This is a genomic window from Nostoc sp. (assembly GCF_036917235.1).
Classification (GTDB): Bacteria; Cyanobacteriota; Cyanobacteriia; order Cyanobacteriales; family Nostocaceae; genus Nostoc.
This window is the reverse complement of sequence record NZ_JBALDU010000028.1, coordinates 65,435-87,221: the sequence shown is the minus strand read 5'-3', so window position 1 is coordinate 87,221 and position 21,787 is coordinate 65,435. Positions and strand designations below refer to the sequence as shown.

Genomic DNA, 21,787 nt, shown 5'->3' with positions numbered 1-21,787 from the left:
TCCCAAGGCAGATACAGCGAAGCCGAACCCCTTTTAATCCAAGCTTTGGCACTCTGGCGCAAGCTGCTGGGTGAAGAACATCCATCTGTCGCAACTAGTCTTAACAACCTAGCGGGACTCTACCGTTCCCAAGGCAGATACAGCGAAGCCGAACCCCTTTTAATCCAAGCTTTGGCACTCTGGCGCAAGCTACTGGGTGAAGAACATCCAGATGTCGCAACTAGTCTCAACAACCTAGCGGGACTCTACGACTCCCAAGGCAGATACAGCGAAGCCGAACTCCTTTACATCCAAGCTTTAGATATTTTGAAGCGACAGTTAGGGGTGAATCATCCCAATACTCTTGCTTGTCGTGAAAATTTAGCAAATTTGCGCGATCGCCTCCCCCCACCACAGTAAAATTTGACTTTTCGGCAAAGCGTACCATGTTAAAAATTAGATTTGCGTAGGCGTAGCCCGCCGCAGGCATCGCCTAAATTCGACGCTTCGTTTTCTAAAACTGATCCCTCTCCTAAAACTGATTAAACTACATCAAGAGCGATCGCTTCTTGGCAAATCTTTAAGGTATTACTGATAGAAAATGTCCCAGCTTTAACCCAAGTAAAATCCAGTCTTCCAGCGTTGGGCGTAATTCATCCTCGAATAGACTACAGAGGGATACAAATTTACAGGTTTTGTGCTAACTATACCGTGATAAAACTGAAAAGCGCGTTAGCGTTCGTGTACCGTTCCAAAGAAAAGGTATCGCTTAGACTGAAATTCATCTTGAATTAAGTAAAAATGCTTGATTACTTATTCAAAAGCAGCTTTTACTTTCTCAAAAGCAGCTTTTAATCTCGCATTTTAGTGTTTTCCACAAACAAAAGCAGGTTTTAATCTCGCATTTTAGTGTTTTCCACAAGCAAAAGCAGCTTTTACTTCTTCAAAAGCAGGTTTTAATCTCGCATTTTAGTGTTTTCCACAAACAAAAGCTGCTTTTGCTTTCTCATTTTAGTGTTTTCCGCAAGCAAAAGCAGCTTTTACTTTCTCAAACCCCAGTTTGCTTACTCATTAGAGTAATTCACGCATTCATTTTGGTATATCATTGAGCCGAAAGAAAAGCGTAGGCGTAGCCCGTCGTAGACATCGCTCTAGAAAATAGGATACAGTTCAAATTCTCCACTATCCGGTCACGATTCTTCAAATAAGCGATCGCCCTGATGTAAACGTTCCGCAATTTGATAAGTTTGTCCTTGAGATCGCATTGTCGGAGAATGAGCGGCTAAATACCGAGATGCAGCCACTAGTATATGAATTCCAGCCGAAGTTTTACCGAGGAAAGAATACTGACGAAAAGCAGCTTCCATTTCTTGAATGACATGAAAATCACGGTTTTCTCGCAGCATCAATTTTCCCAGTTTTGCCATCAGTTTTTCAGCACTACCACCACTGTATAAATAATTAGCAACTAATTGCCCTGTCTGGTTTACTTGCTGCTGACGGTTTAATAAATCTGGTAGCTGCTGGAGTAATTGTTCGGGATTTTCTACGATTTCTTTGGGTTCTGGTAGCCGTGCTGGTGGGACATTCAAAAAACGATTTAAATATACACTCATCGCCGCATCAAACACTCCTCTTAGTAGTTCGACTGTTGGTACTCTTCGTAAAGCTTGATGTACGGCATTGGCAAACGTAAATGGATGATGGGCTGAATTCCAATCTCCAAAGTCATTATTAGTGTGGAAACGAGCTACTCGTAATGCTGCTGTATAAGTAACTACACCAGCTAATTGTTCCTCAGTACAACCTGCTTTCAGTGCATTCAATAGCGAATCTGCGATCGCTTGTGGGTCTTCACCTAATAAAATTGGTATTAGTTCATCTGCTTGCGACCAACTTCCTTGTCGAGATTTTCCCACACTTAATACAGTCGGTAATTGCTCAAATGCTGACTCTAATATTGCCACCAAATCTACAGGGTAACGCCAAGAGTTGGATTCTTCCATCCGAGAGGCATTGGCTAAACCCGAAACTAGGCTAGCCAGAATTGATTCTGCTGCTTGCCAATTTATAGTATCAAGTGCTTCTAATGCTTTATTGATAAAATCAACCGTATGCCCAACATCAAGATAGCGACGATCTGTAGCAGCACAGAAAAGCATATCTGCTATTTGCCTTGAATTAGCTCCTGAACGAACAGCAGATACTAAACATCTTTGTGCCGCTTCCGCATCCCGTACCTGAATAAATTGGCGAAACCAGCTTTTGAGAGTCGCCAAATCTACTTTCGAGTTGGGTAATGGGTGAACAACAAACTCTGGTGGCGCACCCGCACTATCATTAGCTACTGCTGACAGTCCGTGGAATAAAGCACGAGGTTTGTCTTCTACATCAAGATAAGGTAGTAGATTCATCATACAGGTATGGATAGTCAAACCTGTACTCCAACCCGCTTTGTTATAACGAGTGCCAAATTCTAGCCCCATGAGAAATGGTTCTGTCGGGTTCACTCCTATATCTAAAAGTGCCAGCGTTGATTTTGCAATCACTAAAGAAATATTCTGCTCTAAACCGTCTTGCAGACGTTGGCGATGGTGAGTATGAGGGTTAAGTGGTGGTGCTAAATTTACCCAAACTTCACCATCACGGATTTCTACCGGGAAACAAGGAACATCATCTGCCCACGAGTCAAAGGTTCCACCACTAGCAAGGTCAAAGCGGGCATAATGCCAAGGACAGGTAACAATACCATCTTTGCAAGTGCTTCCTTGTAAAGGAAAACCCATGTGAGGACAACGGTTATCAATTGCGTAAACTGTATTATTTGAGTAAAACAAAGCAATCGTATGTTTTTCCTTATGGACTAATAAACTGCCTGCTGCCTGAACTTCTGCGAGTTGAGCAACACGGATATAATCGTCTGTTTTCTTCGCACCTTCAAATATTTGAGTCATCTAATTGCACGTAGGTAAATGTCAAAACCCTTATTTCTACTCTGGCAAAGTTTTTCAAATTTGAGCATTTATGCATTCTAATTTTTGTTAACTTATACCAATTCTAAAAATAAACATTTTTTGGAATTGGTATAAGTCGCTATTCCTCAGAGGATGTCTGAGAAGTATCAAATATTTCTTGATCCCCCCTAACCCCCCTTAAAAAAGGGGGGAATAAGAGTCTTAAAGTCCCCCTTTTTAAGGGGGATTTAGGGGGATCTCCAAAAGTTAGATGTATACAAAAAAACTTTTCATCTCATGTCCGCTTGATTACTTACTAAACCCCAAGAACCCCACCCCGCCAAAACTATGCTTTGTCTCCCCTCCCGAAGAGCGGGGAGGGGCTGGGGGTGGGGTGCAATGACTATGGGAATCACAACTAATTACCCGAACATGATATCAGACATCCTCTCAAGGGTTTTCGGCACATTTCTTATAATAAAATGCCTTCAATCGGTGAATACCCTAAAATTTGGTATGTTACTCATGCTCAGACGCTTACACAGCCGTAAAATTTTCTCAGTAGTTATGCTTGTGCTTGTTATATGCTTTACTCTGGTAAGTGTGCGTTCATTTGGGCAAACAATTATGACATCAGCACCCCAACTACTCACCGACCCATTTTTGCAATTGCCAACAGCAACTTCAGTGCAAGTAGTTTGGTTTACTGAATTTGCTGGTGTTAATCACACAGTAGCCTACGGTGAAAATCTCAAACAAACTGCTAGGGCAAGTACTACCAAACTCAGTCGCACGCGTGAAGACCAACAATCAAGAGTTGCAAACCAAACCGAAGACGGACAACTTTATCAAAAGCCTGTCCAACGTGACATTTGGCGACATGAGGCTGAGGTAACTGGGTTAACTCCTGGTGTGCGGGTTAACTATCGTGTCACGAGTGTGCAAGAAGACGGCAAAAGTGTTGACAGTGATGTTTTCAGCCTTGCAGCTACCCCCAAATTAGATACACCACTAAAAATTCTACTTACCTCAGATCATCAATTAAAACCGATGACAGTAGCAAATCTGCAAAAGGTGGTAGAAACAGTTGGACGAGTTGATGGCGTGTGGTTTGCCGGTGATTTGGTCAATGTTAGCGATCGCGCCTCAGAATGGTTTGATGATAATGTTGGTGGTGCTTTGTTTCCTGGTTTACAAGGTCGTGCTAAATATGAAATAGCCCAGGATGGTGTTAAAACAACCTACACAGGTGGACAAATAATTCAACACGCACCCATGTTTACTTGTATTGGCAATCATGAGGTGATGGGGCGCTTTGCCAGGACGGGAAGTTTAAATGATGAATTTGATGATACAATCCCCCGTGTCGTTGCTCAAAAAATTTACCCAGATAAATCTTTAATCGATAATTCTTTTAATACTAATACCTACGAAGAGATTTTCTCTTTACCAAAAAGTAAAGAGGGTGGAAAAAGGTATTATGCAGTTAGTTTTGGTGATACGCGTTTGGTGGTACTGTACGCTACCAATATGTGGCGGACTCCCAAGTTAAATGCAAAGCATAAGGGTAGATATCTAGAAGCTGAAAAGGATTTAAATAATCCTGAAAATTGGGGTTATGGACAGGTAATTTATGAGCCAATTGCTAAAGGCAGCAAGCAATATAATTGGCTAGAGTCGGAACTTAACAGCCCTGAGTTTCAACAAGCAAAATACAAAGTTGTGATGTTCCATCACCCACCCCATACTTTGGGTGATAATATAGTTCCTGCTTATACAGAGCCAGTACAGATAATTGAACGGGATAGCAACAATATCAAAGCAGTGCGTTACGAGTATCCCAAAGACGCAGATTATATTATCCGCGATGTTGTCCCAATACTTGAAGCAGCTAACGTGCAATTGGTATTTTATGGGCATTCCCATTTGTGGAACCGCTTTATTAGTCCCAGTGGAATGCACTTTCTGGAAACATCTAATGTAGGTAATACTTACGGCGCTGCTTGGGGTGATAGAAAGCGAGAAGTACCAATTGGATATCAAGAGGACTATGTTAAGCTTGGCGATCCCAATGGGTTAGAACCGATAGTGCCAACAATTGCCCCCTTGCTGGGTGAAGATGGAAAGCCGATGCCTTATATTGCGAGTAATGATATTACGGTTTTTAGTATCTTTGATACTGGGACAGGTACGATAAGTAGTTACCGTTTTGATACTCGCAAGCCTGATTCGGAAGTCTTGAAGTTTGATGAATTTAAGTTGAAATATAGCAATCCTATTTGATTTGTGAAAATAGTTAGCTTTAGATCCCCGACTTATTAAAAAAGTTGGGGATCTTGTTGTTCAAGACGGTTCAGTTAAGGCTAAATTTATTAAAGTCCATTTTTTAACGAACCGCAGTAGACGCTTTGCGGCTTCCCGCAGGGTGGCGCAGAGAAAGCAGAGAGAAGAAAGAAAGGCTTAATCTAAGTAGTATGGATTATAAATTGCTTATAGCTTCGGCAACTAGTTTAGAAACAAAGGGTAAAATATCCCGACTCTTAGCTTGGGCTTTCCCTTCAGTAAATACCACTAAGAGGTAAGGGCGCTGTTCTGGTAATTCAATATACGCGGCATCATGGTGAACTTGACTTGTCCAACCTGCCTTTGACCAAATTTGAGCATTTTTAGGGAGTCCACCGCCTAAAAAACCTGCTACCTGATCTTCGTCTCTGTCAGTGGGCAAATCGTTGAGAGGACGTTTGAGTAAAGCCATCATGGCTTGCGATCGCGCACTTGAAACGGCCACTCCACCTACAATACTATGCAGTAACCTAGCGATCGCATTTGTGGTCAACATATTGCGATTTTCTAGTAACTCCCCCACAAATGCCCGTTCTCGTCCATAAGGGCCCTCACTCCAAGTTTTTTGACAGACGTTAATCGTCTCCATTTCTTCCCAACCCAAAGATTGGTAATAGCGGTTAACAATATTACGCTGATATTTCCAGGTTTCAAAGGGGCCGGTTGGTAATTGTGGCCCTGATGTGGTGCCACTCAAAATATCCACAACCAAGCTGGTAGCATCATTACCAGAATCGACAATCATATCCCGCAAAGCTCGCTCCAACTCCTTGGAGGTTTGACTCATGCCTTTTTCTAACCATTCATTTACCGCCACCAAGTAAAATAGCTTGACTACACTGGCGGGATAAATCCGCTCAACACCCCGATAAGTGAAACCACGAACTGGGTGATCCCAAAAAGCGTTGGGAGTCAGCGCCCCACCAGTATTTACTCGCACTGGTGGATCGTAAACAACCCAAGTCAAGGCAATTTGGTTACGTGCTAAGGTCGGAAATGCTGCCCAAGTTGCATCTAAAATGCCATTACCAAGATTTTCGAGTTGTTCGTCTTTATTAAAAAAAATCATTCTCTAATAATGTCCTTTAATCTAAAATCCAAAATCCAAAATCCACAATCAGGGGAGTATCAGTGTTTAGCTGACCTGAATTTATATGATTCTCCTGAATGTACGCGTTTAGCAACTCAAGCTGCATCTGGGAGACATTTGTGGGTAACATCAAATCATCAAAATTCGGCGGTTGAGGTGTATTTATGTGAAGATGACTATCTGGGATGGGTATCTGTTTCAGATTTTGATTCATTACAATCTGCTACTGTACCTTATCAGGCTGCAACATTTTCTGAATCGGAGATTAAAAAACTCCCAGCAGAGATTATCGCCTTTACCCAAAATGCGATGCAACAATCAAATTATTACCTTTGGGGTGGTACAGTTGGGCCAAATTATGACTGTTCTGGGTTGATGCAAGCGGCGTTTGCTTCGGTGGGTATTTGGCTACCTAGAGATGCCTATCAACAGGAAGGATTCACTCAACCAATTACAATTGCAGAATTAGCAGCCGGGAATCTGGTATTTTTTGGAACTAGCCAAAAAGCCACCCACGTCGGGCTTTATTTGGCGGATGGTTATTATATCCATAGTTCTGGGAAAGAGCAGGGACGGAATGGGATCGGCATTGATATTCTCTCGGAACAGGGAGATGCGGTTAGTCAGTCGTACTATCAGCAGCTGCGAGGTGCTGGTAGAGTTTTTAAGAGTTACGAACCACAGAGACGCTGAGGGCGCTGAAACTTATGAGGAGTGGGTTGATTTCCGAAAGGAGTAGTGAGGAAAATGGGGCGATTTCAGCAATTGTCCCAGATGTTTCAGTGGTAGTACCAATACATGACGAGGTGGAGAGTTTGCCACTTTTACTAGAAGCGATCGCCTCTACTTTATCTTCTAGTCAGGTAAATTATGAAATCATTTGTGTGGATGATGGTTCTACAGATGGTTCTGGGGATTTTCTCAAAGAACAGGCGCAAATCCGCACTGATTTAAAAGCGGTGATTTTGCGTCGCAACTACGGACAAACTGCGGCGATGGCTGCTGGATTTTATTATGCAGTCGGTAAAGCGATCGTGACTTTAGATGCCGATCTCCAGAACGATCCGGCTGATATCCCCATGTTATTAGCAAAGCTGGATGATGGTTACGATTTGGTGAGTGGCTGGCGGCAAAAACGCCAAGATGGGGCTGTAAATCGGTTACTTCCTTCCAAAATTGCCAATTGGCTAATTCGCCGCACCACTAGCGTGAATATTCATGATTATGGTTGTTCGCTGAAAGCCTATCGTGCAGAACTGCTAGCAGATATGAACCTCTACGGAGAATTACATCGATTTTTACCCGCTTTGGCGTACATCGAAGGAGCTAGAATTACCGAAATACCTGTACGTCATCATGCCCGTCGCTTTGGTCGTAGTAAATATGGAATTTGGCGGACATTCCGGGTATTGATGGATTTGTTAACCATTCTGTTTATGAAAAAATTCCTCACCCGTCCGATGCACGTTTTTGGACTGTTGGGCTTGATTTCAATGTTTTCGGGCACTGCGATCGGAATTTACTTGACTTTCGTCAAATTAGCTTTAGGTGAGATGATTGGCAATCGCCCCCTGCTGATTTTAGCAGTTCTGCTGCTACTAACGGGAGTGCAGCTGTTTTGCTTCGGACTTTTAGCAGAATTGCTCATGCGTACATACCACGAATCCCAAGGACGGCCTATCTATCGAGTGCGAGAGGTGGTAGCAAAAAATGTTAAGTAACGTAACAATAGTAGTCATTGGTCATTGGTCATTAGTCATTGGTCATTAGTAAATAATTAAGAGTAGACCTCTTGCATAAATCAAAAATAAGAAAGAACCCCACCCCCAACCCCTCCCCGCAAGCGGGGAGGGGTTGGGGGTGGGGTGTTAGGGACTTTTGCAAGAGGTCTAGTAAATACTGGTTGGCTCTAGACAAATGACAAAGGACAAATGACAAAAGACAAATGACAAAAAACTAGTTAAATTGCATCTACCTTGAAAGCATTTAATACCTTTGACGCCCAACTGCGGCGCAGCCTGCTGATTTTATTTACAGCAGGTTTATTATTCTGGTCGAGCATATCTTCGCTTTTACCAACTCTACCGCTTTACATTGATGATGTGGGCGCAAGCAAGCAAGAAATTGGTCTTGTTATGGGCAGTTTCGCCATTGGGTTATTGCTATCTCGCCCAATGCTGGGACGATTAGCCGATGAACGTGGTCGCAAAATTGTCTTGTTGATTGGTACGATCGTAGCGGCGATCGCACCCTTTGGTTACTTGGCAACCCGATCTATTGGGTTATTAATCCTGGTGCGGATTTTTCACGGCATTAGTGTTGCTGCTTTTGCCACTGGCTACAGTGCCTTAGTCGCAGATTTAGCGCCTACTGAAACTCGTGGTGAAATCATTGGGTACATGACCCTAGCAACTCCCCTTGGTTTAGCAATTGGCCCAGCCTTGGGAGGGTATTTAGAAGCTACAAGTGGTTACGGAATATTATTTCTGTTATCCACCGAATTGGGTTTTGTCGCCTTCTTAGGGATTTTACAAGTTACGAATCCGCCAGTGCAAACGCAGGAGCAAACAGAGGGAGAGGATGTCTACGACGGGCTACGCCTACGCAACTTTTGGCAAATTTTGGCCAGTCCACGGGTGAGAGTTCCAACTATAGTTATGTTGCTGGTTGGTTTGTCTCTCGGTGCTGTACATACCTTTGTGTCGTTGTTCCTCAAATCCACTGAGGTGGACTTCAATGGCGGACTATTTTTTACAGCTGGGGCAATTTCTAGTTTTAGTATCAGGGTATTTGCTGGTAAGGCAAGCGATCGCTTCGGTCGTGGTTTGTTTATTACCTTTGGGATTTTTTGCTACGTTTTAGCGTTAATACTGCTGTGGCAGGCTTACAGCCCGATCGTTTTCTTACTGGCTGCGATCGCTGAAGGTGCTGGTGGTGGTACACTGATCTCGATGATGATTACCATGATGGCAGACCGTTCGCTGCCGCAAGAACGGGGGAAAATATTTGCTATATGTATAGCTGGACTTGATTTGGGAATTGCGATCGCTGCTCCTCTTTTGGGTATCATCGCCGAACTTGTGGGCTACCGCGATATGTTTGGCTACGGCGCTGCGATCACTTCCCTAGCACTTATCCTCTTCCTCACCCGTTCGAGCAAAAACTTATCCAACTCACTGCGCTTTGCACTAGGTCTAGCTCCAGATGCCTACGCCTTGAAAAACTTAAAAGTTAGGAGTGATGAAATTTAACTCATCACTCCTAACTTTCAACTCTTAACTTTTTGAAAACGGGCGAGGAGGGATTCGAACCCCCGACACCGTGGTCCGTAGCCACGTGCTCTAGTCCACTGAGCTACACGCCCTCACCGACAATCTATATTAACACGTTCTAACCAAATGGCGCAAGATAATTTTCCAGCTAATTTTGCCAACTTAACCCATCTAGATCCCCAAGGACAGGCACAGATGGTTGATGTGTCTGATAAAGCACCTACCATTCGCCAAGCAGTAGCCGCTGCCAAGGTGCGAATGCTGCCAGCCACCTTCGCCGCCATTCAAGCCGGAAATGTGCCAAAAGGCGATGTGTTGGCAACTGCAAGATTGGCTGGGATTATGGCAGCCAAGCAAACAGCCACTTTAATTCCTCTGTGTCATCCGTTGCCTTTGCAAAAAATCGCAGTCGAAATCACACCCGATCCCCAACTACCCGGTTATCAAATTCAAGCCACAGTCAAAACTAAAGCTGAAACCGGTGTAGAGATGGAAGCCTTAACTGCCGTTTCTGTCGCTGCTTTGACTTTATACGATATGGCCAAAGCTTTAGAAAAGTCGATTCAAATTGAATCAATTCGTTTAATAAGTAAGAGTGGCGGGAAATCTGGAGATTATTCGCCGGCGGAGTCATAAGCTAGCTATTGGGCATATTAGGTGACAGATGATAGGTGACAGGTGATAGGGAATAATCTGTACCCTGTAACCTGTACCCTATTTCCTTCTTCATCTCCCCAGTTATGGAAGATTGTCAGGATCAATGCCGAGATTACGCAAATATGCTGCTAACTGTTCAGCGCGTTGGCGTTCTTGTTCAGCGCGTTGACGTTCAATTTCAGCGCGTTGACGTTCTTGTTCTACCAATAACTCAGCCTGTTCAGCCCGTTGATTGAGTTCCAGAGAATTCAAAAATCTCTGTCCATCTGGACGGTAAATTACTAACTCCCCTTGCCCCGTTTGAAATCTAATTCCCAAGTGGGGACTGAGCCAACTATCCATTTGCCATAGCTTATTCAAATGGTTGTTTTGCCGCAACCAGCCATCTAATTGAAAACTTTCAGGGTCGTATAAATAGTATTCTTCAACACCATAAGTATCGTAAAACTCCAGCTTACGCTCCATCTCCTTGGTATCATTACTATAAGAAAGAATCTCAAAGACTACTTGTGGTGGAATATTATCTTCTTGCCACTGACGATAGGAACGACGTTTTCCCTTTGATCTACCAAAGACAACGATCACATCAGGTGCAGTCGGTGTAATCAGCCGAGAACGGACAGGATACCACAGCAAATCTCCTGCAATCAAAACATTGTCATTATTAGCAAACAGAATCTCTAAATTCTCCTTAATCAGGACAATCCAACGATATTGCTCTGTATTGTCTGCCATTGGTTTGCCGTCGCTATCTGGATAGAGGAGATCGGGGTCTATTTGCTCAAAGATCGTCATCGGATTTAACCCACAGGCTCTTGACTTTCAATTCAATTATGACTGGTTCTAGAAGTCTAATCGCAACGACTGCACTAAAAACCTTAGAATGAGTAAGGTGTATTTAAATCTGTAACAAATATTTATGCCTCCTCGTTGGCCTCGCAAACCCGATCGCAAAGACCCTGATTACCGCAAGATTGATGACCGGATGAATTTTGCTGTCCATGTAGCGATCGCTGCTACTATAAATTCTGGCTTATGGTTTTTTCACATCTTGAAAAGCACTACCTGGGACTGGCTGCCGTTGTTTACTGCAAGTTGGACAGGCATAGTATTAGTGCATTTGATCTATATTAGTGCGATCGCAAATTACAGCGAAACTCCACCTAAATCCACCTGAAGATGGACTGCTGATGCTGGGGCGATTGTAACCTGTGGTAGTAGAATCAGCCTATTAATTGAGCGATAATGTAAAAAAGCCTGAGATTTCGCACTCTTTCTTAACGTAGGGTTATTTTTATGGCAAAGACTAACACCACAGAACTACTGGAAGCCCTAGCAGCTGAAATTGGCGAAAATGTCTACATAGACATTGCCAAATGGCATCTTTATTTATCTAATGCCAAACTGCACACCCTTGTTGCAGAACAGTTGTATCCCTTAATTACTTCCAACAATGTAAGTGAAGATCGAGTTTCAAAAGTCTTGAAATCAATTACAGTCAAAATTGGCGGCGGTAGAAGCGAACTTCCTTTAAGTGATTTACTGCCAGTGCAATGCCAAGTAACATTAGTTGATATTTTAGAAAAATATCAACGCGAAATCTAATATCTACAACCAAGATTATTTTAATTAGACAATTTTATCGGTCAGTATTTCCTGATTTGATTTGAAATGCTGAATTGAGGATTAATTTGTTGTATCAATTTTATAAAGATAAAAATCACAGAGACACATAGATGAATTTTGTGTAATTTATGTATGCATATCTGTTAAAAATTTCCTTTAACAATTAAGGAATCTCAACCTTCTAAATTGGTTGAGACGAGAATGAGTTTATCTTAAACTTGCTCTTAACTTTCATGCTAACTCATTGAGGCAATTTCTATGCTTTTACAAGTCAAAGATAGTGGCGAATTGGTAAAAATTCTTGAAATTCAGGAATTAATTGACCCGAATACTGATATTGTTCAGGCAAAAGATCAAGAAGGTCAAGAAGAACAGCAACCTGAAACTTTCAAAAAACAAAATCTTGTTTTTCCTTCAGGTGAAGTTCTACCACGCTGCTGGATAGATGCTAACTATAGACACGACAACGGTTAATGATTTTAAAATGAGATAATTGGTAATGGAAGTAAACTATTAGCAATTATCATTAGTAGGGTTGCACAGATGTGCATACGTGTCAACTTAAGCCGAAAACTATATCGGACAGGCGTTTTGCAAATTTCTCACGCCCTGATCCCCTAACCCCTTCTCCCAAAGGAGAAGGGGAATTGAATGTCTAGCTCCCCTCTCACGGATGGGAGAGGGGCTGAGGGCAAAACGTTGTCACCAAAGGGGTTTAGCGTTAAGTTGACACCTATGACAGATGTGTGGCCCTATTGCTATGTGCCAGTTGATGGTATTTCTTGTTCTGCTAATGTCGCCTTTTCATTCTGCTGAAACTTCGGGAAAAATCTCTTAGTAATCCAGTCAGTTAAAATGTGAGACAGTAATCCCAACGGCCCAGCGAACAAAGATAAAGCCAGAGAGTGAATTGTCCAAACACCTGTTTTTTGCCCTTCCCAATAAATCCAGCGGCCGACAAATAAATCCATCACTAAAAAATGAATCCAACCTGTTGCCGCAGCTGTTTCATCTGTAAAAAACCGTGCAATATCAGCTAATTGAGGATTCGATAAAGCTTGAGCATTTTCTGGAGTAATGCTGTTAATAAACAAATATAAATATGTTCCTGCTAAAAGCACAAAGGGTAGATATGATGACATTATCCACCGTGTGACTTTCCAGTTTGGCAATAAAATCATCAACGCCCAAAATGGCAATACGAAAAGATTAGCAACGTTAAATAGTTGAGAAATCGTCATATTTTTGCAAAGTGAAGAATTTTTGTTTTGAATTAACTAATTATTCATAACTAGTAACTCTCGGGAGAAAGATCCCCGACTTCTTAAAGAAGTCGGGGATCTGGATATACTTATAAAGCTACAAGCTGTGATTCGATCTCTGAAGAATTCAAATCACGTCCGATGAAAACTAAGCGCGTTTGCCTAGCTTCTTCTGGTTTCCAGGGGCGATCGTAAAATTTATCAAATCGAGTTCCCACGCCTTGCATCACTAAGCGCATGGATTTATTTGGCACTGCAACAAAGCCTTTAATCCGGTAAATTTCTTGTTGTTGTACTAATGTTTGCAACTGCTGTTGAAGTTTTTCTGGATCAAAGGTACGATTTAAAATTAAATTAGCTGAAGTAATTTCGTCGTCGTGATTGTGGTCTTCTTCAGTATCGTGATGACTAGGACGAGAATCTAAATTGTCTTCAACTGCGGCTTGAAATCCTAATAATATAGATGCGTCTAGTTGAGAACGGTCACTCTCGACAATTTTCACCACTCTGGGCAACTCTTGCTTAATCAATTCCTCAACTCTGGCTTTTGTCTCGGCATCTACCAAGTCAATTTTATTTAACACCACCAAGTCTGCACAAGCCAGTTGGTCTTCAAACAGTTCTTGCAAGGGTGTTTCGTGTTCTAGATTATCATCAGCTTGTCGCTGGGCTGCGATCGCATCTGGATCGCTAGCAAATGTTCCCGCTGCAACCGCCGCACAATCTACCACCGTAATCACTGCATCCACAGTGGCGGCGTTGCGAATTTCTTGCCAGCGAAAAGCCTTCACCAACGGTTTTGGCAAGGCTAAACCAGAGGTTTCAATCAAAATGCAGTCGATGCTATCTCGCCGCTTAATTAACTCTTGCATCGTCGGGTAAAACTCTTCCTGCACGGTGCAGCATAAGCAGCCGTTGGTTAATTCAAAGATATTAGTGTCACCCTCACCATCTTCGGGGCAAATTTGACAAGATTTTAACAATTCGCCATCAATACCGAGTTCGCCAAATTCATTGACTAAAACGGCAATACGCCGTCCTTCGTTGTTTTGTAGCAGGTGGCGAATTAGGCTGGTTTTTCCACTACCCAAGAAGCCTGTGATCACTGTGACAGGAATTTTCGTAGCCATATTTTTGCCTGATTTACTCAGTATGGTAAGTTTTACGGGTTACAAACTTAAATACTGAGATTAAGCTTGGTTTGAAGATTGACTTAGTTATTTTAAGCTGAAAGTCTATGGTAAACCGGAAAATATTGCCGTTTTTGTTGAGTTTAGGTTTGGTTTTAATTCCTCAAATCAGTGTGGCACAAACGGTAGAGGAATTGGAACAAAAAGCAACATCTGCCGAAGAAGTGAAAAATTATGAAGAAGCCGCTAATATTTGGCGGAGTTTCATTCAGAGGGATGCCAAAAACAGTTACGCTTACGTGAAGCTGGCAGATGTTTTGTCTTCCCAAGGCAAGATTGCAGAGACGATCGCTACCTATCGCCAAGCTTTACAATTAACTCCTGATGGGGGCATTTATCTCAAATTAGGGAATTTTCTGGCAGAAAAGGGACGAACCACTGAAGCGATGCCTGCGGCAAGCCGCTTCGCGTCTACGCAGCTTACCGTCAAGCCATCAAACTTGATCCTAAAAATGATAGCAACTACATTATTTTAGCTAGGAAATTGCAGGAAGTTGGCAGCATAGAGGAAGCATTAGTGGCTTATCGTCAAGCAGTTAAACTGAGTCCTGATTCCAGTAATTACTACTATTTAGCCGAGACTCTATTCAAAATAGGCAAACGAGAAGAAGCGATCGCAGCTTATCGCGAAGCCATTAAACTCGATGAGAATGGTTATCTTTGGTCTGACAACGCTTATGATAAGTTGGGTGAAATCTTGGAATATTCAGAAGCAGTAGCTATCTATCGCCAATTAACTAAAGATGACCCCAATAGCAAGGTTTTTTATAAAAAGTTGGCTGAACTTTCATTAAAGCGCGGCTTTGTGAACGAAGCGATCGCAGCCTACCGCCAACAAATTAAAATCGAGCCTGACGCTTCAACATATACAGAACTGGCCGATGTCTTGATGAAACAAGAAAAACCAGAAGAAGCGATCGCTTTTTACCGTCAAGCGGCTGCCAAAGAACCTACGGATTATTATTACAGTAAATTGAGTGAAGCACTCGCTCAACAGGAGAATCTAGATGAAGCTTTGGGAATTTGCCAAAATGTGATAAAAACTGGTGAAGGCAGTTATGACACTTGCTCCAATATAAATTTGCCACTTTACAAGCAAAAAGGCTTTACTGCTGTCATGGCTTTTTATCAGCCGCTAGCGAATATGATTCCACGTCGCAAAATGGCTGAACTTTACATCAAACTTGGCCGAGATATTTCCTATGGTGAATCTGGTGATGGCTCAAAACAAGAGGCGGCGGCAGTTTTTCGGGAAGCATTAAAAATAGATCCAGAAAACACTGATGCTAAAGATGCTCTCAAGAATTTAATTGCTTCTTAAACATAATTGAGGGGCAATCTCCCCATGCTTGCTTTCACATCTCAAAAGCAGTCACAAGGCTATTGCCCCTAAATATTTTGAGCATTTTTCGCTCTTTCGCCAGAAACACCTATGAATTATCCTTCATCAGGCTATCTGGACTTATGACTCCACACACCATACTCCGCAATCTCAACACGGTTACTCAGCTGTGACGAGTTCAGTACTACCACGTGTACGACGCCGTGTAAGACTATTATACAGCATCACACCGATCGCTTTGATCAAATTACCTTCCAATTCCTGGAACAGCTTCATGTTCGTGCCAAAGGCGGCGTTAGCTTCATCAACGATGCGATCGGTTGCCGCCTCGTCAAGGGGTAATTCATCCAAAGTTTGCCGATATTTAGTTTTGAATGCCTTCTCATCAGTAATTTCTGGAAACTCATAAAAGGCTGTGCCTTGTCCGTCAGACAAATTCATTGCTGTTACAGCAATATTTTTGAGAATTTGTCCCCCGGATAAGTCACCTATGTAACGAGTGTATGAATGGGCGATTAACAATTCCGGTTCTGTAGCAGATATTTCTCGGATGCGTTGTACATAAGCTTCACCTGCGGGAGATAGTTTGATTTGCTCTCTCCAGTTTGCACCAAAATAATAACTCAGGTCTTGCTCTAAGCTATGCTTGCGGTTTAGCTGAGGAAAGTTAATTTTAGAAACTATTGGGTGCTGGCGGTGCTTTTCTATTTCCTCTTCCATCGCTGAGTAGACGAAGTAGAAGTTAGCAACTAGTTTCCGGTAAGAGTTTTTTTCTACTACTCCTTTTAAAAAGCACTTGACAAAACCTACATTTTCTGCCATTGTGTGGGCTTTCTTAGTGCCTACACGTAATTTGGTTGCTAAATTGCTGCTCATGCTAAATTTCTCAACTTTAAAAAGTTAACTGCCGAGTTTTGATTCACTAACGGCTAAATAAAGCCATTAAAACGTTACCTTAAAACTATTTGATGAGAATTTATATTAAAATTTTTTAAGCTGCAATGAATCTGTCGTTTTTTACACAGCAACAAGGCTAAGAGAACAGAATTTTAGATTTCAGTATTTGGATTTTTTGTTGTTATTAGCTGAATCTTGCTTTCATTCTCAGCTTGGGTGAAAAATTTCTTGTGAAGTGAAAGTAATATTTATTACATATTTACTTAGTTATAGCATTGTCAAGTGTGAACTAATACCGATAAAAATCAAAACGAAAATTGTCGGCATAAAAGGAATAATTAGCTAAGATGTGGAGACTTTACTAATAACGTAAAAACCAATACTGACTTTATCAAAGATTTACAATTTCAGAAAGAAAAATTCAGTATTATTACGTAAATAGAGATCGATCTAGAATGAATTTCTAAAGAGAAAAAGCATGTCAAAATTGCTGAATAAAGTCTTAAGTGCTATTTATTTTTCAGTGTGATTGTGTGGAGTGTTTAAAAATATGGTTTCATCTATAACTCGGACATCGGGCATTTCTGGGGGTTCTACTTCTGAAGTTGAGGGATTGGGCAAAGGGATTGAGAGCAGTTTTGGACTGAATTTAATCCCACTACCAGCAAATCCCTTATTTGGCACAGATGGGATTCGCGGGCGAGTGGGAGAATTACTGAGTGCGCCTCTAGCATTGCAAGTTGGTTTTTGGACGGGGATCGTTTTACGTAACCATGCTACTCAAGTAGGACCAGTCATTCTCGGACAGGATTCTAGAAACTCCAGCGATATGCTGGCAATGGCTTTGAGTGCAGGGTTAACAGCAGCGGGGTTAGAGGTTTGGTATTTGGGATTATGCCCCACTCCTTGCGTTGCCTATCTCACCAGTATCAGTGATGCCATCGGCGGAGTGATGATTTCTGCCAGCCACAATCCTCCAGAAGACAATGGAATTAAGGTTTTTGGTGGCAATGGTGGGAAGTTACCGCAAATATTGCAGGCAGAAATTGAAGCGGGACTGCGTGGCAAGATATCACCGATCGCTAGAGTCAGTAATTGCGGACGGCATTACTCACGTTTCGAGTTAGTGAAAGATTATAGCTCGGCGTTGAAAAAACCCTTGAATGGTGCCCTAAATCTTCAGGGAATGAAGATTGTTTTAGACTTGGCGTGGGGTGCAGCAGTTGGGTTAGCACCATCAGTATTTACAGAAATGGGGGCAGAGGTAATCTGTTTGCATAACGAGGCAGATGGCGATCGCATTAATGTTAACTGCGGTTCCACGCACCTAGATATTTTGGCAGCAACGGTACAAGAACACAACGCCGACATCGGCTTTGGCTTCGATGGCGATGCCGATCGCGTCTTAGCAGTAGACAATACAGGCAGGCAAGTTAACGGCGATTACATTCTCTATCTGTGGGGACGGCACTTACAACAAAACCAACAATTGCCAGACAACCTGATTGTATCTACAGTCATGGCCAACTTAGGCTTTGAGAAAGCTTGGCAGCAAATTGGTGGTAACTTAATTCGTACCGCAGTTGGCGACCAATACGTGCAAGCCGAAATGCAGCGCACTGGGGGAATGTTAGGTGGCGAACAATCAGGGCATATTCTTTGCCGTCACTATGCCGTAACTGGAGATGGTTTGTTAACAGCATTACACATAGCATCTTTGGTAAAAGAGGCGGGTGTTCCCTTGAGCGAATTAGTAGATCGAAGCTTCCAAACCTATCCACAATTGTTGCGCAACGTGCGCGTTGTCGATCGCGATCGCCGTTTGGGATGGCAAGATTGTCAACCTGTGCAACAAGCGATCGCTCTTGCTGAAGCTGCAATGGGCGATTCCGGTAGAATTTTGGTTCGTGCCTCTGGCACAGAACCAGTCATCAGAGTAATGGTGGAAGCAGCCAATGCCGAACTCACCAACTACTGGACAAATGAACTAGTTTCACAAGTACAGCAGCATCTAATGGACTAAGTTAGCTAATATCTCATCTGAATTCTAGTATCGCTAAAGATGCGAGAAATCGCCGTCTCTACAAAAGACTAATTATTGTAGAGACGGCGTTTATTTTTTAATTCCGCCTTGCGATACTAGATCGATAAGGTGAAGGGATTTCTGTACTCTTCTTTTGAACCAAGAAAAAACTTAGCAATTCCTGAACGAGCTTCCTTTTCAGGCATAAACTCTTTTTTAATCAATATTTCCTGACCATTGATTACTTCTTTTTTAGAGTAATAGATATCTATAATGACTGGTAAATGCGGACTCACACTAGGTAAATACGCGCCTCTCCATAAAGGGCATCAATTGGTGATTGAAACAGCCTTAGCAGAGATGGATGAGGTACTTGTGATGATTTATGAGTGTCCAGAAGTGACTGCTATTCCTTTAACAGTTCGAGCGAATTGGCTGCGTCAAATTTATCCACAAATTCAGGTGATTGAAGCGTGGGATGGCCCAACTGAGGTTGGTGATACTCCTGAGATTAAGCAAAAGCACGAAGATTACATTTTGAAACAATTAAAATCCAAAAAAATTACCCACTTTTATTGTAGTGAATTTTACGGTGAACACGTAAGTCAGGCGCTGGGGGCAGTTAATCGGCTCGTAGATTGCGATCGCCAAACTTTTCCAATTTCTGGAACGCAAGTAAGAAGAGACGCTTACGCATTTCGCGAGTATTTACATCCTGATGTGTACCGCGATCTGATCGCCAATATTGTTTTTCTGGGCGCTCCTTCGACTGGTAAAACCACGATTGCATCACAATTAGCTAAAGAGTTTAACACAGTATGGATGCCAGAGTATGGGCGCGAGTATTGGGAAAAATATCAAATTAATAGGCAACTTTCGCTCTCGCAACTTGTGGAGATTGCCAAAGGGCATTTAGAACGTGAAGAAGCCTTATTATTGCAAGCAAACCAGTATTTATTTACAGATACTAATGCATTGACAACCTATCAATTCTCTTTATATTACCACAAAACTGTTGCCCCAGAGTTAGCAGAACTTGCCCATCAAGCCATGTCGCGCTATGATTTAATATTTCTTTGTGATTCAGATATCCCTTACGATGATACCTGGGATCGTTCTGGAGAGGCAAATCGTAGTATATTTCAAAAACAGATTCAGAGCGACTTAATTATTAGAAAAATTCCATTTTTCCGCATTTGTGGCGATATAAATGCACGTATTAGTATGGTTAAAAAAGTAGTGTCATGCTACCAAAAGTATAGTAATTTAGGAGATTTATTTTTCAAAAAAAATATTTTATAAAGTGTATTCAAATGGTTGAATTTTTGAGTATCAATACTATCGCCTTCAATCTTATGGGATATCCCATGAGTTATGTAGAATTCTTGGGAACGATTTTTTCTGTATGGTCGGTGTGGCTAATTTCTCAGAGAAAGATTCTGACTTGGCCTGTTGGGATAGTCAGCGTATTGCTATACATGGTACTTTTTTATCAAATCCGTTTGTATGCGGATATGTTAGAACAAGTCTATTACTTAGTTATTAGTGTGTATGGTTGGTGGAGATGGATTACACCTGAACCTGATACTGGTAAAGTTTTACAGGTTCGATATAGTCCACCGCGTAAAATTGTTTTAATTGCAGCAATTACAATAGCAGTTTCATTTGCAACGGGAGCTTTGATGAGTAAAATTCACCTGTTACTCCCTGCAATATTTCTAGAGAAAGCTTCTTTTCCTTATTTAGATGCACTCACAACAATCATGAGTTTTACTGCTATGTGGCTCATGGTACAAAAAAGGATTGAAAGTTGGTATTACTGGATTATTGTTGATGTTATTGGTATTTGGTTGTATTACGTTAAAGAAGTTAAATTTGTTGCTTTTCTTTATGTAATTTTTTTGTTCATCGCAATTAACGGCTCAATATCTTGGCTCAAGACAGCTAAAATACAGGATTGAAAACCCCTGTATATCTGGTGGCGTGGCAAGCTTAAAATGATGCATGAAATGTAGGTTGGGTTTCGCGTTGCTCAACCCAACATTGATCCGTCGTGTGTTGGTAATACTGTTCGGTTAAGGCAAGAGACGCGATTCATCGCGTCTTTGTGATTTATAATTTTCATCAAAAAACCTTAACCGAACCGTATTAGGAGTGTTGGGTTTCGTTCCTCAACCCAACCTACAAATTTGTTTGCAACAATTTAGCCTCGCGACGCCACTACGAAAGTGTTATTAAACAGCGTTTATTCTTTGTAAACCAGTATAAATATTGAACCGTTCACCGCGTAGGAATCCAATTAAGGTAATCCCAAATTCCTTGGCGACAGACACCGCCAAACTACTAGGAGCGGAAACAGAACAAACAATAGGAACCCCAGCAGTTGTAGACTTTTGCAAAATCTCAAAACTAGAGCGTCCACTAACTAAAATAATACAATTATTTAAAGGCAATTCGTCACTGAGCAAAGCTGTACCAATCAATTTATCCAAAGCATTATGTCGCCCAACATCCTCCCACAGATTTAACAGTTGTCCTTGAGTATCGAAGATAGCCGCAGCGTGTAAACCCCCTGTAGCAGTAAATATACCTTGAGCAGCCCGGAGTTTATCTGGTAGGCTGTATACGATCGCAGGTGTTACCGTTGGGCCAGAAGGAATCACTGGACATCCCCGCAGACGTAAAGCTTCAAGGCTAGCTTTACCACACACCCCACAGGCGCTACTAGTGTAGAAATGGCGCTCCAAAGGCTGTAAGTTTGGAATCAACCCATCCCGCAGTTCCACATTTACGATGTTATGGCGCTGCTCACCATCTACCAATTCATCTACGCAGTAACTAATACGTCGGATATCTTCTCTGTGGCTAACGACTCCTTCACTGTAGAGGAAACCAGCAGCTAGTTCAAAATCTGCTCCTGGTGTTCGCATTGTTACAGCTACCGTCTTCTGGAGAGGGAGGAGGCGAATTTCTAAAGGTTCTTCGGTAGTGAGTTGGTCTAAACGCGATCGCATTTTACCATTTTCCACAACCCAGACAGTGGCTTTGGTCTTGCTTTTAGTTGGCATTTTCATATTTATGAGAGTTGGTGACTTTAAATTTTGATCCTAATCTGGGAACAAAGTAATGCTATTTGTATATCAGATGTCAGG

General features: G+C 42.1%; 21 protein-coding genes and 1 tRNA gene. 14 read left to right on the top strand and 8 right to left on the bottom strand.

All coding sequences use genetic code 11. The annotated features are described in order from the left end of the window. Window positions 1-399 (top strand): tetratricopeptide repeat-containing protein (locus V7K44_RS08915; protein WP_334930635.1); only part of this gene is annotated, 399 nt, incomplete at its 5' end. Window positions 400-1,169: 770 nt separating this feature from the next. On the opposite strand, the gene V7K44_RS08910 is transcribed toward V7K44_RS08915, so the two are convergent. After that, window positions 1,170-2,933, bottom strand: coding sequence for a Rieske (2Fe-2S) protein (locus V7K44_RS08910; RefSeq protein WP_334930633.1), 1,764 nt, complete (start codon window positions 2,931-2,933; stop codon window positions 1,170-1,172). Window positions 2,934-3,560: 627 nt separating this feature from the next. On the opposite strand from V7K44_RS08910, the gene V7K44_RS08905 reads away from it, so the two are divergent. Continuing rightward, window positions 3,561-5,216: a metallophosphoesterase family protein gene (locus V7K44_RS08905; protein ID WP_334930630.1), complete on the top strand. Its 1,656-nt coding sequence runs from the start codon at window positions 3,561-3,563 to the stop codon at window positions 5,214-5,216. A gap of 196 nt (window positions 5,217-5,412) precedes the next feature. Here the strand turns inward: V7K44_RS08905 and V7K44_RS08900 are convergent, their stop codons facing one another. Beyond that, complete coding sequence (locus V7K44_RS08900) at window positions 5,413-6,345, bottom strand: serine hydrolase (protein WP_334930628.1); 933 nt, start codon at window positions 6,343-6,345, stop codon at window positions 5,413-5,415. Window positions 6,346-6,354: 9 nt separating this feature from the next. Between V7K44_RS08900 and V7K44_RS08895 the strand changes: the two genes are divergently transcribed. The 3 genes from V7K44_RS08895 to V7K44_RS08885 all read left to right on the top strand — a co-directional run bounded on the left by V7K44_RS08895 (window position 6,355) and on the right by V7K44_RS08885 (window position 9,617). Further along, complete coding sequence (locus V7K44_RS08895) at window positions 6,355-7,059, top strand: C40 family peptidase (RefSeq protein ID WP_334930626.1); 705 nt, start codon at window positions 6,355-6,357, stop codon at window positions 7,057-7,059. Between the two features lie 14 nt (window positions 7,060-7,073). Continuing rightward, window positions 7,074-8,087: a glycosyltransferase family 2 protein gene (locus tag V7K44_RS08890; protein WP_099103749.1), complete on the top strand. Its 1,014-nt coding sequence runs from the start codon at window positions 7,074-7,076 to the stop codon at window positions 8,085-8,087. Window positions 8,088-8,342: 255 nt separating this feature from the next. After that, window positions 8,343-9,617 carry an MFS transporter gene (locus tag V7K44_RS08885; protein WP_334930624.1) on the top strand — a complete coding sequence of 425 codons (1,275 nt, stop codon included), beginning with the start codon at window positions 8,343-8,345 and terminating at the stop codon, window positions 9,615-9,617. Window positions 9,618-9,656: 39 nt separating this feature from the next. On the opposite strand, the gene V7K44_RS08880 is transcribed toward V7K44_RS08885, so the two are convergent. Then, a tRNA-Arg gene (locus tag V7K44_RS08880) sits at window positions 9,657-9,730 on the bottom strand. Window positions 9,731-9,764: 34 nt separating this feature from the next. Between V7K44_RS08880 and moaC the strand changes: the two genes are divergently transcribed. Further along, window positions 9,765-10,274 carry a cyclic pyranopterin monophosphate synthase MoaC gene (gene moaC, locus V7K44_RS08875; RefSeq protein WP_334930622.1) on the top strand — a complete coding sequence of 170 codons (510 nt, stop codon included), beginning with the start codon at window positions 9,765-9,767 and terminating at the stop codon, window positions 10,272-10,274. A 102-nt stretch (window positions 10,275-10,376) separates the two neighbouring features. Here moaC and V7K44_RS08870 read toward each other — a convergent pair whose 3' ends face one another. Next, window positions 10,377-11,090: a Uma2 family endonuclease gene (locus V7K44_RS08870; protein ID WP_334930620.1), complete on the bottom strand. Its 714-nt coding sequence runs from the start codon at window positions 11,088-11,090 to the stop codon at window positions 10,377-10,379. 124 nt (window positions 11,091-11,214) lie between these two features. Between V7K44_RS08870 and V7K44_RS08865 the strand changes: the two genes are divergently transcribed. From V7K44_RS08865 to V7K44_RS08855, 3 genes are all read left to right on the top strand, one after another. Further along, a complete protein-coding gene (locus V7K44_RS08865; RefSeq protein ID WP_292731724.1) occupies window positions 11,215-11,472 on the top strand; it encodes a hypothetical protein in 258 nt (85 codons plus the stop codon). A 119-nt stretch (window positions 11,473-11,591) separates the two neighbouring features. Continuing rightward, window positions 11,592-11,900 carry a DUF3181 family protein gene (locus V7K44_RS08860; protein ID WP_334930618.1) on the top strand — a complete coding sequence of 103 codons (309 nt, stop codon included), beginning with the start codon at window positions 11,592-11,594 and terminating at the stop codon, window positions 11,898-11,900. A 279-nt stretch (window positions 11,901-12,179) separates the two neighbouring features. Continuing rightward, window positions 12,180-12,395, top strand: coding sequence for an acetyltransferase (locus tag V7K44_RS08855; protein ID WP_334930616.1), 216 nt, complete (start codon window positions 12,180-12,182; stop codon window positions 12,393-12,395). Between the two features lie 284 nt (window positions 12,396-12,679). Here the strand turns inward: V7K44_RS08855 and V7K44_RS08850 are convergent, their stop codons facing one another. Then, window positions 12,680-13,162 carry an ABA4-like family protein gene (locus V7K44_RS08850; RefSeq protein ID WP_334930614.1) on the bottom strand — a complete coding sequence of 161 codons (483 nt, stop codon included), beginning with the start codon at window positions 13,160-13,162 and terminating at the stop codon, window positions 12,680-12,682. A gap of 110 nt (window positions 13,163-13,272) precedes the next feature. Continuing rightward, window positions 13,273-14,313: a cobalamin biosynthesis protein CobW gene (gene cobW / locus V7K44_RS08845; protein WP_334930612.1), complete on the bottom strand. Its 1,041-nt coding sequence runs from the start codon at window positions 14,311-14,313 to the stop codon at window positions 13,273-13,275. A gap of 107 nt (window positions 14,314-14,420) precedes the next feature. Between cobW and V7K44_RS08840 the strand changes: the two genes are divergently transcribed. Both V7K44_RS08840 and V7K44_RS08835 read left to right on the top strand, forming a co-directional pair. Further along, window positions 14,421-14,849: a tetratricopeptide repeat protein gene (locus V7K44_RS08840; RefSeq protein ID WP_334930610.1), complete on the top strand. Its 429-nt coding sequence runs from the start codon at window positions 14,421-14,423 to the stop codon at window positions 14,847-14,849. Window positions 14,850-14,857: 8 nt separating this feature from the next. Next, on the top strand, window positions 14,858-15,694 hold the full coding sequence (locus tag V7K44_RS08835) for a tetratricopeptide repeat protein (RefSeq protein WP_334930608.1): 837 nt from the start codon (window positions 14,858-14,860) through the stop codon (window positions 15,692-15,694). Between the two features lie 180 nt (window positions 15,695-15,874). Here the strand turns inward: V7K44_RS08835 and V7K44_RS08830 are convergent, their stop codons facing one another. Next, window positions 15,875-16,591, bottom strand: coding sequence for a biliverdin-producing heme oxygenase (locus V7K44_RS08830; protein WP_334930606.1), 717 nt, complete (start codon window positions 16,589-16,591; stop codon window positions 15,875-15,877). Between the two features lie 571 nt (window positions 16,592-17,162). On the opposite strand from V7K44_RS08830, the gene glmM reads away from it, so the two are divergent. The 3 genes from glmM (at window position 17,163) to pnuC (ending at window position 20,596) form a co-directional block, all read left to right on the top strand. Next, window positions 17,163-18,635 (top strand): phosphoglucosamine mutase, encoded by a 1,473-nt coding sequence (gene glmM / locus V7K44_RS08825; RefSeq protein ID WP_334930604.1) that lies wholly within the window; start codon window positions 17,163-17,165, stop codon window positions 18,633-18,635. Between the two features lie 273 nt (window positions 18,636-18,908). Beyond that, window positions 18,909-19,937 carry an AAA family ATPase gene (locus V7K44_RS08820; protein WP_334930602.1) on the top strand — a complete coding sequence of 343 codons (1,029 nt, stop codon included), beginning with the start codon at window positions 18,909-18,911 and terminating at the stop codon, window positions 19,935-19,937. 11 nt (window positions 19,938-19,948) lie between these two features. Then, window positions 19,949-20,596 carry a nicotinamide riboside transporter PnuC gene (pnuC, locus tag V7K44_RS08815; RefSeq protein WP_334930600.1) on the top strand — a complete coding sequence of 216 codons (648 nt, stop codon included), beginning with the start codon at window positions 19,949-19,951 and terminating at the stop codon, window positions 20,594-20,596. A 273-nt stretch (window positions 20,597-20,869) separates the two neighbouring features. Here pnuC and fdhD read toward each other — a convergent pair whose 3' ends face one another. Continuing rightward, entirely contained in the window at window positions 20,870-21,709 is an 840-nt protein-coding gene (gene fdhD, locus V7K44_RS08810) for a formate dehydrogenase accessory sulfurtransferase FdhD (RefSeq protein ID WP_334930598.1), read from the bottom strand. Window positions 21,710-21,787 lie beyond the last annotated feature (78 nt).

Coding starts and splice junctions, on each gene's coding strand:
- V7K44_RS08910 (WP_334930633.1), bottom strand. CDS start 2,933: ATGACTCAAATATTTGAAGGTGCGAAGAAAACAGACGATTATATCCGT.
- V7K44_RS08905 (WP_334930630.1), top strand. CDS start 3,561: ATGACATCAGCACCCCAACTACTCACCGACCCATTTTTGCAATTGCCA.
- V7K44_RS08900 (WP_334930628.1), bottom strand. CDS start 6,345: ATGATTTTTTTTAATAAAGACGAACAACTCGAAAATCTTGGTAATGGC.
- V7K44_RS08895 (WP_334930626.1), top strand. CDS start 6,355: ATGTCCTTTAATCTAAAATCCAAAATCCAAAATCCACAATCAGGGGAG.
- V7K44_RS08890 (WP_099103749.1), top strand. CDS start 7,074: ATGAGGAGTGGGTTGATTTCCGAAAGGAGTAGTGAGGAAAATGGGGCG.
- moaC (WP_334930622.1), top strand. CDS start 9,765: ATGGCGCAAGATAATTTTCCAGCTAATTTTGCCAACTTAACCCATCTA.
- V7K44_RS08870 (WP_334930620.1), bottom strand. CDS start 11,090: ATGACGATCTTTGAGCAAATAGACCCCGATCTCCTCTATCCAGATAGC.
- V7K44_RS08865 (WP_292731724.1), top strand. CDS start 11,215: ATGCCTCCTCGTTGGCCTCGCAAACCCGATCGCAAAGACCCTGATTAC.
- V7K44_RS08860 (WP_334930618.1), top strand. CDS start 11,592: ATGGCAAAGACTAACACCACAGAACTACTGGAAGCCCTAGCAGCTGAA.
- V7K44_RS08855 (WP_334930616.1), top strand. CDS start 12,180: ATGCTTTTACAAGTCAAAGATAGTGGCGAATTGGTAAAAATTCTTGAA.
- V7K44_RS08850 (WP_334930614.1), bottom strand. CDS start 13,162: ATGACGATTTCTCAACTATTTAACGTTGCTAATCTTTTCGTATTGCCA.
- cobW (WP_334930612.1), bottom strand. CDS start 14,313: ATGGCTACGAAAATTCCTGTCACAGTGATCACAGGCTTCTTGGGTAGT.
- V7K44_RS08840 (WP_334930610.1), top strand. CDS start 14,421: ATGGTAAACCGGAAAATATTGCCGTTTTTGTTGAGTTTAGGTTTGGTT.
- V7K44_RS08830 (WP_334930606.1), bottom strand. CDS start 16,591: ATGAGCAGCAATTTAGCAACCAAATTACGTGTAGGCACTAAGAAAGCC.
- glmM (WP_334930604.1), top strand. CDS start 17,163: ATGGTTTCATCTATAACTCGGACATCGGGCATTTCTGGGGGTTCTACT.
- V7K44_RS08820 (WP_334930602.1), top strand. CDS start 18,909: ATGACTGGTAAATGCGGACTCACACTAGGTAAATACGCGCCTCTCCAT.
- pnuC (WP_334930600.1), top strand. CDS start 19,949: ATGGTTGAATTTTTGAGTATCAATACTATCGCCTTCAATCTTATGGGA.
- fdhD (WP_334930598.1), bottom strand. CDS start 21,709: ATGAAAATGCCAACTAAAAGCAAGACCAAAGCCACTGTCTGGGTTGTG.